Source organism: Microbispora rosea, from assembly GCF_044460045.1.
Classification (GTDB): domain Bacteria; phylum Actinomycetota; class Actinomycetes; order Streptosporangiales; family Streptosporangiaceae; genus Microbispora; species Microbispora rosea.
On record NZ_JBITJO010000005.1, the window covers coordinates 436,146 to 448,930 of the forward strand.

10 protein-coding genes and 1 pseudogene are annotated in these 12,785 nt (G+C 70.7%); 6 read left to right on the top strand and 5 right to left on the bottom strand.

All coding sequences use genetic code 11. The annotated features are described in order from the left end of the window. Positions 1 to 71 precede the first annotated feature (71 nt). From ACIBK1_RS23990 to ACIBK1_RS24010, 5 genes and pseudogenes are all read left to right on the top strand, one after another. A complete protein-coding gene (locus ACIBK1_RS23990) occupies positions 72 to 1,562 on the top strand; it encodes an XRE family transcriptional regulator (protein WP_197042900.1) in 1,491 nt (496 codons plus the stop codon). Positions 1,563 to 1,578: 16 nt separating this feature from the next. Beyond that, positions 1,579 to 2,493, top strand: coding sequence for a phosphotransferase enzyme family protein (locus ACIBK1_RS23995; RefSeq protein WP_197042899.1), 915 nt, complete (start codon positions 1,579 to 1,581; stop codon positions 2,491 to 2,493). 212 nt (positions 2,494 to 2,705) lie between these two features. After that, the gene (locus ACIBK1_RS24000) at positions 2,706 to 2,909 is read left to right on the top strand and encodes a cold-shock protein (protein ID WP_030511616.1); all 204 of its coding nucleotides are present in this window, start codon (positions 2,706 to 2,708) and stop codon (positions 2,907 to 2,909) included. A gap of 137 nt (positions 2,910 to 3,046) precedes the next feature. After that, on the top strand, positions 3,047 to 4,717 hold the full coding sequence (locus tag ACIBK1_RS24005) for an alpha-amylase family protein (RefSeq protein ID WP_396737766.1): 1,671 nt from the start codon (positions 3,047 to 3,049) through the stop codon (positions 4,715 to 4,717). Positions 4,718 to 4,837: 120 nt separating this feature from the next. Further along, positions 4,838 to 5,284: pseudogene (locus ACIBK1_RS24010) on the top strand (DUF998 domain-containing protein); the annotation flags it as partial. A 132-nt stretch (positions 5,285 to 5,416) separates the two neighbouring features. Here the strand turns inward: ACIBK1_RS24010 and ACIBK1_RS24015 are convergent. From ACIBK1_RS24015 to ACIBK1_RS24025, 3 genes are all read right to left on the bottom strand, one after another. Further along, complete coding sequence (locus tag ACIBK1_RS24015) at positions 5,417 to 6,436, bottom strand: hypothetical protein (RefSeq protein ID WP_396738029.1); 1,020 nt, start codon at positions 6,434 to 6,436, stop codon at positions 5,417 to 5,419. A gap of 71 nt (positions 6,437 to 6,507) precedes the next feature. Beyond that, on the bottom strand, positions 6,508 to 7,875 hold the full coding sequence (locus tag ACIBK1_RS24020) for a dihydrolipoyl dehydrogenase family protein (RefSeq protein ID WP_363531641.1): 1,368 nt from the start codon (positions 7,873 to 7,875) through the stop codon (positions 6,508 to 6,510). A 101-nt stretch (positions 7,876 to 7,976) separates the two neighbouring features. Beyond that, on the bottom strand, positions 7,977 to 8,954 hold the full coding sequence (locus ACIBK1_RS24025) for a malate dehydrogenase (RefSeq protein WP_030511610.1): 978 nt from the start codon (positions 8,952 to 8,954) through the stop codon (positions 7,977 to 7,979). Positions 8,955 to 9,442: 488 nt separating this feature from the next. Between ACIBK1_RS24025 and ACIBK1_RS24030 the strand changes: the two genes are divergently transcribed. Further along, on the top strand, positions 9,443 to 11,314 hold the full coding sequence (locus tag ACIBK1_RS24030; protein WP_449566888.1) for a glycoside hydrolase family 6 protein: 1,872 nt from the start codon (positions 9,443 to 9,445) through the stop codon (positions 11,312 to 11,314). Positions 11,315 to 11,389: 75 nt separating this feature from the next. On the opposite strand, the gene ACIBK1_RS24035 is transcribed toward ACIBK1_RS24030, so the two are convergent. After that, positions 11,390 to 11,566, bottom strand: coding sequence for a hypothetical protein (locus tag ACIBK1_RS24035; protein WP_156081201.1), 177 nt, complete (start codon positions 11,564 to 11,566; stop codon positions 11,390 to 11,392). Positions 11,567 to 11,670: 104 nt separating this feature from the next. Continuing rightward, positions 11,671 to 12,639, bottom strand: a complete 969-nt coding sequence (gene dapD, locus ACIBK1_RS24040; protein ID WP_030511608.1) for a 2,3,4,5-tetrahydropyridine-2,6-dicarboxylate N-succinyltransferase — start codon at positions 12,637 to 12,639, stop codon at positions 11,671 to 11,673. Positions 12,640 to 12,785 lie beyond the last annotated feature (146 nt).

Here is a 12,785-nt window from a genome sequence, read left to right on the forward strand (position 1 = left end):
TGCGTGCCTGCGCGTTTACCTTGGGGAAACAACCGTAAACGGGGACCGCTTCACCAGTGGAGGGCGTGCACATGGCCCGCGGAGAGCACTCACCCGCTTGCGCGCGTCGCTGGCGCGAACAGGCACAGGCACGGCAGTGGACGCTCTGGCAGACCGTCCAGGCGATCCACGGGTGCTGCGGCGTCAGCCTGCTGAAAGCGCACAGGCTCGGCCGCGGGTGGTCGGCCAGGCAGGCGATCGAGGAGCTGGAGCAGTTGTGCGAACAGCACAATCTCGGTCACCCTCGGGCGAGCATCGACCTGCTGAACGCCTGGGAGAACAACCGGGCCCGCCCGCGTCCCCAGACCATCGACCTGCTGGCCCGGCTCTACCGGGCCAACGCCGTACGGCTCGGCCTGGCCGGCGACTACTGCGAGGACACGGGCGGGCAGAAGATCGTCGTGGTGGGGCCGGGCCAGACCGGTGAGCAGGCCCGGGCCGAGGACCCGGCCGCCGACGACGCGGAGCGCCGGGCGCTGTTCCACCAGGCGATGCTGATGGGCACGCCGAGCGGCCGGTTCTTCGCGGAGGTCGAGGGCCTGCGCCACGACCTCGACCGCACGCTGGCCACGGGCACGGTGAGCGAGGATCAGCTCGACCGGCTGGACGAGCAGGTGCTGCGCTACCGCAGGGAGTACATGACGACCCCGCCGACGCCGATGCTCTGCCGGGTCATGCTGGAGATCTCCGACGTGCGCCGGCTGAGCGGGGTCCGCCAGCCGTCGTCGGTGCAGCGCCGCCTGCTCACCGCGACCACCATGCTCACCCTGCTCGCCGCCGACGCGCTGATGAAGCTGGGCGACACCCGCCAGGCCCACGCCTGGTACGGCACCGCCCGCGCCGCCTCCGACGACGTGGGCGACCTGCGGCTGCGGGCGCTCGTACGGGCCCAGCAGACCATGCTCCTCTACTACTACGGCGACCTGAACGAGACCGTGCGGCTGGCCCGCGAGGCGCGGATGCTGGCCGGTTCGGCCCCCAGCTCGCCCGCGGCGCTGGCGGCGGCGGCCGAGGCCCGCGCGCTGGCCAGGATGGGGGACGGCAAGGCCGCCAGGATCGCGCTCGCCGAGGCGGAGCAGATCTTCGCCCGCATGCGCGGCATCAGCCAGGACGACCTGGCCTTCGTCTTCACCGAAAAGCGGATGAAGTTCTACCGCACCGGCACCCTGATCGAGCTGGGGGACGCCCAGCAGGTGCAGGGCATCGACGGGTTCCCTCCGGGTTTCCAGACCATCGACCCGGCGCTGATCCTGCTCGACCAGGCGAGCCACCTGGCCAGGCACGGCGACCACGAGGAGGCGTGCAGGATCGCCGCGGACGCGCTGCGGCAGGTGCCCGCCGAGCACCGCACGTCGATCGTCGTCACCCGGGCCAGGGCCCTGCTGGCGGACGCCGATCCCGCGCTGCCCGCCGTACGGCGCCTGCGACGGGTGCTGTCGGAGTCGTCGCCCACGCTCGCCCTCAGCGGGCTGTTCCCCGTCGCGGACGTCCACGTCGCCGCCGAGACCGCCGAGAACGCCTGAAACCGCCATGAGGACGATGGAGCCGGCACCGCTGGCCGAGGAGGCGTTCGGGGTCCTGCGCGAGGTCTGCGCGAAGATCGGGGTGGACCCGCGGGGCGCGCGGCTCCTGCGGCTGCGCAGCAACGCGGTCTTCAAGCTGCAGGGAGACGTGGCGGGCGGGGAGCTGGTGGTGCGGATCGCGACCGCTCCGGACGCGCTGACCCGGCTGCCGGTGGTCGTGGCGGTCGCCCGCTGGCTCGCCGACCGGGGCTTTCCGACCGTGCGGCCCGCCGACGAGATCGCCGACCAGCCGATCGTGCACGACGGCCGGGCGGTCACCTTCTGGCGGTACGTCCCCTCCCGCGGCCGTCCGACGACCCGGCAGCTCGGCCGGGTGCTGCGCAGCCTGCACCGCGAGCCGGTGCCGCCGGTGGGGCTGCGGACGCTCACCGACCCGCTCGCCGAGGTGCGGCACGCGGTGGAGCACCGGGCCGAGGTGCTCACCGTCGCCCAGCGGTCGTGGCTGAGCGACCGCATCGAGGAGCTCACCGGGCGCTGGCACGACCTGGACACCGGCTCGCCGGTGCTGCTGCACGGCGACGCCTGGATCGACAACCTGCTGCGCTGCCAGGACGGGCACGTGGTGCTGTGCGACTGGGACGGCGTGGCCGTCGGCCCGCGCCAGTGGGACCTGGTGCACACCTACCACGGGCAGCGCCGCTTCGGCCTGTCGGCGGCCGACGTGGACGAGTTCGCCCGCGCGTACGGCTCGGACCTGCGGCTGTGGCCCGGCTACAGCACGCTGATGGAGGTGCGAGACATGTACGCCGTGGGCATCCATATCCGGAACGCCTCCGGCGACCCGTTCTCGCGGCAGGAGTTGCCCCGGCGGCTCGACTCGCTCACACGCGGTGACGGGCACGCGCGCTGGTACATGGCGGCACCGGCATAGCCTCGGGTAATCGCGGGTACTGACCGTACAGGCTGCGAGTGTCGCAGTAGACAATTCCTGAAAACATGGTTTGTAAAAAGCGCACCCGGGTCAGACCCGGTGGCGGATATGCGCGCATTTCCAGCGTCTCACGCGGTCGCGCGACGAATCCGCTGCGCAGCCTCGTGCTCCCGACCTGGGAACATGGTGTGGCTTCCAAGAAGGAGAAGCAGTTGTCTGAAGGCACTGTCAAGTGGTTCAACGCCGAAAAGGGCTTCGGTTTCATCGCTCCGGACGACGGCACCGCTGACGTGTTCGTTCATTATTCGGCGATCACTTCGAACGGTTACCGCACGCTGGACCAGAACCAGAGAGTCAGCTACGTGACCGTTCAGGGCAACAAGGGGCCGCAGGCCGAACAGGTCACGCCGCTCTGACGACGTGACTCATGGTGACATCGCGGTCGTGACCGGCCGCGCCTGCGGCACCACGTCGGCCCGCGCCGCTGCGGCGGCGCGGGCCCGATGTTTTACCGTTCCTTTGCCGGGCAGCGGCAACGGTCATGAGATTGAGCATGACCTCCGATCTGTGGTGGAAGAACGCGGTCGTGTACTGCCTCGACATCGAGACCTTCGCCGACGGCAACGGCGACGGGATCGGTGACTTCAGAGGGGCGATCCAACGCATCGACCATCTGGACCGGATGGGCGTGACGTGCATCTGGCTCATGCCGTTCTTCCCGACGCCCGACAAGGACGACGGCTACGACATCACCGACTTCTACCGCGTCGACCCGCGCCTCGGCACGCTCGGCGACTTCGTCGAGTTCATGCGGGTGGCCAGGGACCGCGGCATCAGGGTCATCGCCGATCTCGTGGTCAACCACACCTCCGACCAGCATCCCTGGTTCAAGGATGCGCGTTCCAGCCGCGACTCCCGCTATCGGGACTGGTACATCTGGTCCGACAAGCCGGAGCCCGACGATCCCAACGGCATCGTGTTCCCCGACGAGGAGGACAGCCTCTGGGAGTACGACGAGAAGACCGGGCAGTACTACTTCCACCGGTTCTACCGGTTCCAGCCCGACCTGAACACCGCCAACCCCGAGGTGCAGGACGAGATCTCCCGGATCCTCGGCTTCTGGATGGAGCTGGGCCTGTCGGGCTTCCGGGTGGACGCCGTGCCGTTCCTCGTCGAGCAGGTCACCGACAGCGACGACCTGCCGGACCCGCACGAGTTCTTCGCCTGCCTGCGGGCCTTCCTCAGTCGCCGCGACGGCAGCGCCATCCTCCTCGGCGAGGTGAATCTGCCGTACGGCGACCTGGTGCGGTACTTCGGCAACGATCTCGGCGACGAGATCACCATGTGCTTCGACTTCATCACCATGCAGCGGACGTACCTGTCGCTGGCCCGTCAGGACGGCGGTCCGCTGGCCGCCGCGCTGCGGGAGCGCCCCAAGCCGCCCAAGGACTCCCAGTGGGCCACGTTCGTCCGCAACCACGACGAGCTCACCCTCGACAAGCTGAGCGACGCCGAGCGCGAGGAGGTCTTCGCGGCCTTCGGCCCCGACAAGGACATGCAGCTGTTCGGCCGGGGACTGCGCCGGCGCGTGCCGACGATGCTGGGCGGCGACCTCGACCGGATCAAGATGGTCTACAGCCTGCTGTTCTCGCTGCCGGGCACCCCGGTGCTCTTCTACGGCGAGGAGATCGGCATGGGGGAGAACCTGGAGCTGGAGGGCCGCCAGGCCGTCCGCACGCCCATGCAGTGGACCCCGCACCGAAACGGCGGCTTCAGCGACGCCGACCCCTCGAAGGTGCAGATCCCCATGCCCACCGGGGACTACGGCCCCGAGAAGGTCAACGTCAGCGCGCAGGAACGCGACCCCGACTCGCTGCTGTCGTGGATCACCCGGCTGATCCGGCACTACCGGGACTGCCCCGAGTTCGCCTGGGGGGAGTACACGGTGCTCGACACCGGCGTGGACGCCGTGTTCGCCCACCGGGCCGACTGCGACGGCGAGACGGTCGTGGCCGTGCACAACCTCGGCGAGACCGAGGTCGAGGTCGAGATCACCCTGGACGGGCTCGACTCGTCCAAGGTGCTGACCGACCTGCTGGTGGACGGCACGGTCGAGATCTCCGGCTCCGGCCGGGCCCGCTTCCCCATGGGCAGGTACGGCTGCCGCTGGTTCCGCGCCTCCACCCCCGAGACGGCCCCGGCCGATTCCGCCGACGTCTCCTAGGGGATCCCTCAGGGGCGGCTCGGGTGGATCTCCGATGGGCCCGCGCCCTTCCCACGGCCACAGTGAAGAGCCATGGGAATGGTCTTGGGATACGCGCTGGTCGCGGCCGGCGCCACCGCGATGCTCGCGCTGCACCTGGTGGGAGGGCTCGACCCGCTCACGGCGACGATCAGCCAGTATTTCTACGCGCCCCACGGCTGGCTGCTGCCGGTCTCGCTGACGTCGATCGCCGTGGGCTCGGCCGTGCTGGCCGTACGGCTGGACCGGCTGGGGCGGCTGGACCGGCGTGCGGCGCTGCTGGTGGGCATGTGGAGCGCCTGCCTGCTGCTGGTGGCCGGGTTCCCGACCGACCCGCTGGGGGTGCCGCTGTCGCTCTCCGGCAACATTCACCGCTATGCCGCCTTCGCCGCCTTCGCGAGCCTGCCGGTGGCCGGGCTGATGGTCGCCCGGGTCACCCGTTCGCGCCTGGTGCGCGTGCTGTGCACCGTCGCGCTCGGCTCGCTGCTCCTCGTGGTCCTGCCGTACGCCTTCCGGATGCTGCATCTCGACCCCGGGGCCGTTCCGGCCGGGCTCACCCAGCGCCTCACCGTCGTCTCCGAGATGGCGGCGCTGGTGGCCATGTCCGTATCGGCGGCAGGGTCGGTGGCAGTGTCGGCGGCAGGGTCAGTGGCGAGGTCGGCGGCAGGGTCAGTGGCGAGGTCAACCGCCGCAGCTCTGGTAGGTGTAGATGCCGGCCCGGACCCTGTATCGGTCACGGACCCGGGTCGTGCCCGTCCGCGTGTCGATTCTCAGGACGGTCACCACGTCGCGGCCGCCCTCGGAATCGGTGACGTGGACGGTCACCTCGTGCTCGCCGGTCCAGTCGATCATGTCGGGCGAGGTGTCCCCCGGCAGAGAGAAACGCACGGAGCCCGTCGTCTGGTCGGTCCTGACGTCGTAGAAGCGCAGCGCGGCCTTCTTGCCGCTGCCGGTGACGAAGGCGACCGTGCGGTCGTCGGCGGACAGCGCCCACGGGCCGTTGTTGGCCACGATCTGGGGTGGGACGGCGCCGGCCAGTTCGGCGCCCGTGACGTCGTGGACGGACAGCCCGGTGGTGTTGGCGGGGGCGTCCCGCTGCAGGAGAACGGCCGAGCCGTCCCCGCTGAAGCCGGAGAACCCGCCCGATTTCGGGATCGTGCCGGTCGCGGTCGCCCGCGCGACGTCGAACAGGCGGCCGCGCGTCACGCCGTCGTCGTCGGTGTAGGCGAGGGCCAGGCGGCTGCCGTCCTGGGACATGTCCAGCCAGACCGAGTCCATGCCGATGCCGCGCGGTAGAGGCGTCTTCGGCATCACGTGGACCGCGCCGTGCACCCCGCCGTGGAACTCGCGCACCACCAGGCGATGGTCCGACTTACGGAAGTACGCCACCGAATCGCCGTCGCCGCTGACGGTGAGGGGGGCGCTGGTGCTCTTGTCGACCTTGCCCTTGGCGTTGAGCGGCCACAGCATGGCGTCCTCGAGCGCGACCCGCCTGCCGTCGAGCAGGTCCAGCCGCCAGGTGTGGCACGGCCTCTCGGTGCCGTCCTTGGCCGTGCAGGCGTCCACCGAGGCATAGCGGATCGAGTGGTGCGCGGTGGCCGCGGCCGGGGCGGACGCCGCCGAGATCGTGAGCGTGGACAGGGCGAGGCCGACCAGACCCGATGTGATCGGCAGGGTTATCGGCAGGGTGGGGTTGCGCATGACTGCTCCTTCCTGGGAGGTCATGCATTGGACCCGCCCCGGGCGTCACCGGTTCGTCACAACTCGGTTGCCTACGTCTGGCCGTCGAGCGTCTCGAGCGCGTCCTCGATGGCCCGGTGAAAAGTCGGATAGGCGTACATCATGTGCCGCAGCCGCGTCGTCGGGATCTCGTTCTGCACCGCCACCACCAGCGCGCCGAGCACCTCCCCGCCGGCCGGCCCGGCGCTCGTGGCGCCGACCAGCACGCCGCGCCGCGCGTCCTCCACCAGCTTCACGAAGCCCTCGTGCCCGGCCCCATGGATCCAGCCCCGGGCCGACTCGCTGACGGAGGCGAAGCCCACCCGCACGTCGAGCCCCGCCTCCCGGGCCTCACGCTCCGTCAGGCCGACCGACGCGACCTCGGGGTCGGTGAACGTGACCCGGGGCACCGCCCGGTAATCGGCCGGCGGGCCGCCCTCGCCGAGGATGTCGCGGGCCGCGATCCTGCCCTGATAGACGGCGACGTGCGTGTACGCTCCCCGGCCGGTCACGTCGCCCACCGCCCACACGCCGTCGGCGGCCCGCATCCGCCCGTCCACGCTGACGAACCGGGCGCTCTCGTCGAGGCCCGCGTCGCCCGCGCCGATCGCGGCCAGGTCGGTCCTGCGCCCGGTGGCGACCAGCAGCCGCGCGGCGCGGAGGGCCCGGCCGTCCTCCAGCGTGAGTGTGAAGCCGTCCCCGTCGTGCCGCACCCGCTCGGCCGCGACGCCGACGTGCGTCTCGAGGCCCTCGCCGGCGAACACCCGGGCCAGCAGCACCCCGGCCTCGGGCTCCTCCTGCGCCAGCAGGCGGTCGGCGGCCTCCACGACCGACACCCGCGTGCCGAACCGGGCGAACACCTGGGCGAGCTCGCAGCCGACCGCCCCGCCGCCGAGCACGATCAGCGACTCGGGCGCGTGCGGCGCCGCGACGGCGTCCCGGTTCGTCCAGTACGGCGTGCCCTCCAGGCCGTCGATCGGGGGGACGGCGGGGCTGGTCCCGGTGGCGAGGACGATCCCGCGCCGCGCGCGCAGCACCCGGCCGTCCACGGTCACCTCCCGTGGCCCCGTGATCCGGCCGCGCCCGCGGACGAGGTGGACGCCCCTGCTCTCGAACTGCTCCACCTTGGCGTCGTCGCTCCAGCCGTCGGTGGCCTCTCCCCTGATCCGGTCGATCACCGGGGCCCATTTGGGGGAGACCCGGACCGCGCCCGCCATGCCCGGCACCCGCCGCGCCTCGGCGAGCAGCCCCGCGGCGCGCACCATCATCTTGGAAGGGACGCAGCCCCAGTAGGCGCACTCGCCCCCGATCAGGCCGGCCTCCACGCCGGCGACGTTGAGGCCCGCCTCCGCCAGCCGTCCCGCGACGTCCTCCCCGCCGGGTCCCAGGCCGAGCACCACCACGTCGTACATGCCGTCCATGCCCGTCAACTGCCCAGGCAGGCGGAGCCGTATCGTGCGGCCGGCCCCGGACGACACGAGGGGGCGGGCCCATGCGGGCCCGCCCCCTCCGTGCGCTGTCGTCAGATGAGACCGAGAGCCCGTACGGCGTCGCGCTCCTCGACCAGCTCGTTCACCGAGGCGTCGATCCGCTCCCGGGAGAACGCGTCGATCTCCAGGCCCTGGACGATCTCCCAGCGGCCGTTCCTGGACACCACGGGGAAGGACGAGATGAGGCCCTCGGGCACGCCGTAGGAGCCGTCGGACGGGATGGCCGCCGAGGTCCAGTCGCCCTCGGGCGTGCCGTTCACCCAGTCGCGCACGTGGTCGATCGCCGCGTTCGCCGCGGACGCCGCCGAGGACGCACCGCGCGCCTCGATGATGGCGGCGCCGCGCTTGGCGACGGTCGGGATGAAGGTGTCGCGCAGCCACTCCTGCTCGACCTGCTCGGCCGCGATCTTGCCGCCGACCTCGGCGTGGAAGAGGTCCGGGTACTGCGTGGCGGAGTGGTTGCCCCAGATCGTCATCTTCTTGATCTCGGTCACCGGCACGTTCAGCTTGCCCGCGAGCTGCGAGAGCGCGCGGTTGTGGTCGAGACGGGTCATCGCGGTGAACCGCTCGCCCGGAACGTCGGGAGCCGCGGACTGCGCGATGAGCGCGTTGGTGTTGGCGGGGTTGCCCACGACGAGCACGCGGATGTCGTCGGCCGCGTGCTCGTTGATGGCCTTGCCCTGCGGGCCGAAGATGCCGCCGTTGGCCTCCAGGAGGTCGCCGCGCTCCATGCCCTTCGTACGCGGGCGGGCGCCGACGAGCAGCGCGACGTTGGCGCCGTCGAAGGCCTTGGCCGGGTCGTCGGAGATCTCGATGCCCCGCAGCAGCGGGAACGCGCAGTCGTCGAGCTCCATCGCGGTGCCCTCGGCGGCCTTGACGGCCTGCGGGATCTCCAGAAGGCTCAGCTTCACCGGGGTGTCTGCCCCGAGGAGCTGACCCGAGGCGACGCGGAAGAGCAGCGCGTAACCGATCTGGCCGGCCGCGCCGGTGACGGTCACTTTGACGGTCATGACGATCCCCATTCACGATATGTGTGACTCACGGATGCTACCCGTCGGGCCGGTTCCTCCCGTGACCAGGTAGGGCCGTGTTTCCCGCGTCGCTCGTCGGGGCGCTCACATCCGCCATCTTCCCTCGTCGCGCTCTGGTCGCTTCGCTCCCGCGCGCTCCTCAGTCCAGATTGGCGGCGCGCCCCTCCGGCTCGCTCGGGTTCCCCCTTCGCTCGTCGGGGCGCTCACGCCCGTGTCGGGGGTTGCACGGGGCATCCGGCCTCTGGCCACAGGTTTCGCCGGCGAAAGGGTGAAACTTTCACGAAACACGCAGGTGACTTCAGACGTAACGGCGCGACGGAATCCCTGCTCGGACGCGAAGTGAACGCCGGGCCGCGACTTCGCCGTTCGTCCGCTCTTGACGGGTCCCTGTACGGCGCCGGAGGTGGTGCCTATGGTTCGTGGGAGCGCTCCCAAGCGCAGAATTCATCGCCAGGAGGACCTTCCCAATGAGATCCACCCCCCGACCGGGAGCCGTGAGCTCCACGGTGCGCCGCGGCCTGGTCGCGGCGGCCGTGCTCGCGCTCGGTTCCACGGCGGCCGTCGCCACCGCCACCTCGGCGAGTGCCGCGGTCTCCTGCAAAGTCACCTACTCCGCCAGTGAGTGGCAGGGCGGCATGTCCGCCAACCTGACCATTCAGAACCTGGGCGACGCCCTCAACGGCTGGACCCTCGCCTTCACGTTCCCGAACAGCAGCCAGAAGGTCAGCCAGGGCTGGTCGGGCAACTGGAGCCAGTCGGGCAGCAACGTGACCGTGACCGCCATGGACTGGAACAAGTCCCTGTCCACCGGCGGCTCGACGAGCATCGGATTCAACGGCACCTGGTCCGGGAGCAACCCGGCGCCGACCGACTTCAAGATCAACGGTGTGTCCTGCAACGGCACCCCGCAGTCGCCGTCGCCGTCGCCGTCCGCCTCGCCCTCCCCGAGGGTCTCCCCGTCGGCCTCGCCCTCCCCGAGGGTCTCCCCGTCGGCCTCGCCCTCTCCCCGGGTCTCCCCGTCGGCGTCCCCGTCGCCGTCCGCTTCTCCGTCGTCCTCGCCGCCGCCGCCCGGGACCCACGTGGACAACCCGTACTCCGGTGCGACGGGCTACGTGAACCCGGACTGGTCGGCCAGTGCGAAGTCCGAGCCGGGCGGCTCGCGGGTGGCCAACATCTCCACGGCGGTCTGGCTGGACCGCATCGCCGCGATCAGCTCCGGCTCGGCCGGCAACAACAGCATGGGCCTGCGTGACCACCTCGACGAGGCGGTCGCCCAGGACGCGGCCAACGGCAGCGCGCCTCTCACGATCCAGGTCGTCATCTACGACCTGCCGAACCGCGACTGCTCGGCGCTCGCCTCCAACGGCGAGCTGAAGATCGCGCAGAACGGCCTCGCGCGGTACAAGAGCGAGTACATCGACGTGATCGCGGGGATCATGGCGGACTCGAAGTACTCGAACCTCCGCATCGTGACGATTATCGAGCCCGACTCGCTGCCGAACCTGATCACCAACGTCAACGCCTTCCAGGCGTGCCAGGAGGCCCAGTCCTCGGGCGCCTACGTCCAGGGCGTGCAGTACGCGCTGAACAAGCTGCACGCGATCAAGAACGTCTACACCTACGTGGACGCGGCGCACCACGCCTGGCTCGGCTGGGACAACAACTTCCAGCCGATGGTGAACCTCTTCTACCAGGTCGCCACCGGCACCACCGCCGGCGTGAACAGCATCGACGGTTTCATCGTGAACACCGCCAACTTCGGCGCGACGGTCGAGCCGTACTTCACCATCAACACCACGGTGAACGGCCAGTCGGTGCGTCAGTCCCACTGGGTCGACTGGAACTGGTACGTGGACGAGCAGTCCTTCTCGGTCGCTCTCCGCAACGCTCTGGTCGCGAAGGGCTTCCCGAACACCCTCGGCATGCTGATCGACACCTCCCGCAACGGCTGGGGCGGTTCGGCCCGTCCGAGCGGGGCGAGCACGTCCACCAACGTGGACACCTTCGTCAACGAGTCGCGCGTCGACCGCCGGATCCACGCCGGCAACTGGTGCAACCAGTCCGGCGCCGGTATGGGCGAGCGGCCGAGGGCGAACCCCGCCGCCGGTCTCGACGCCTACGTCTGGATCAAGCCCCCGGGTGAGTCGGACGGCTCCAGCTCGGCGATCGACAACGACGAGGGCAAGGGCTTCGACCGCATGTGCGACCCGACGTACGGCGGCAACAGCCTGAACGGCAACAACCCGAGCGGCGCCCTGGCGGGCGCTCCGGTCTCGGGCCACTGGTTCTCCGCGCAGTTCCAGCAGCTCATGCAGAACGCCTACCCGCCCCTCTCGTAACACGAGGCGCGAGTGACAGCGGGCCCCGCCGCATCCGCGGCGGGGCCCGCCCCCTTTTCCCGGCCACGCTGCCGGTCAGGAGTAGTGGTTCGACCTGCTGCTCCGCGTGAGCTTGAGCACGACCGACACGATCAGCGCGATCGCGCCGATGATCAGGACCCACTTCAGCGCACCGAAGATGAGCCCGATGACGGAACCGAGAAGGAAGAACCCGACGATTACGGCTGCGGCGATGAGGAGAATGCGTCCCATGCCTTCACCGTACGGGCCGCCCTCCCGCCGTTCACAGGGCCGAAGGCCAAGTTCAGGGCAGACTCAGGGTCATCTCAGGGTGGGGGAGGCGGCCCGCGTCGGCGTCAGTCGTTGGCGTGCAGCGCCGCGTTGAGCTCGATGCCCCTGCTGTCGCGGGACACCGCCTCGACCGCACCGGTCGTCGAGTTGCGGCGCAGCAGCAGGCCCGACTTGCCCGACAGCTCCCTCGCCTTCACGACCGCCCCGTCCGGCAGTGTGACCTTGGTGCCCGCCGTGACGTACAGCCCGGCCTCCACGACGCAGTCGTCGCCGAGCGAGATGCCGACGCCGGAGTTGGCCCCGAGCAGGCAGCGCTCGCCGATCGAGATGACCTCCTTGCCGCCGCCCGACAGCGTGCCCATGATCGAGGCGCCGCCGCCCACGTCGGACCCGTCGCCCACGATCACCCCGGCCGAGATGCGGCCCTCGACCATGGAGGCGCCGAGCGTGCCGGCGTTGTAGTTGACGAACCCCTCGTGCATGACGGTGGTGCCGCTCGCCAGGTGGGCGCCGAGCCGTACGCGGTCGGCGTCGGCGATCCGCACCCCGGCCGGCAGCACGTAGTCGACCATCCGGGGGAACTTGTCCACGCCGTACACGGTCACCGGGCCCCGGGCCCGCAGGCGCAGCCGCACCTCCTCGAACCCCTCCGCCTTGCACGGGCCGTGGTTGGTCCACACGACGTTGGCCAGCAGCCCGAAGATCCCGTCGAGGTTGAGCGCGCGCGGCCGGACCAGGCGGTGGGACAGCAGGTGCAGGCGCAGGTACACGTCGTGCGCGTCGGCCGGCGGGGCCGAAAGGTCGGCGATGCCGGTGCGCACGGCCACGACCTCGACGCCCCGGGCGGGGTCGGGACCGACCAGCTCCGTCATGCCGTCGCCGAGGTCGTCTCCTGTGATCGGCTCGGTGCCCACGGCCGGCGGCTCGCCCAGCGCCGGGAAGGGGAACCAGGTGTCCAGCACGGTGCCGTCCGCGGCGATCGTGGCGAGGCCGATGCCGTACGCACCCGAGGTGGAGGAGTCGATAGCTGTCATGTGCACCAACGCTACCGGCTCGCGACGAGGGATTCCCGGGGCGGACGACGCCCGCCTCGCAGCCGTGTAACGCACTGTTTCAGTGGGTTTCAGGTTGAACGGGGAGATTACGGGGAAAGTTGACTCGGCACGACCGAGTCGCGTAA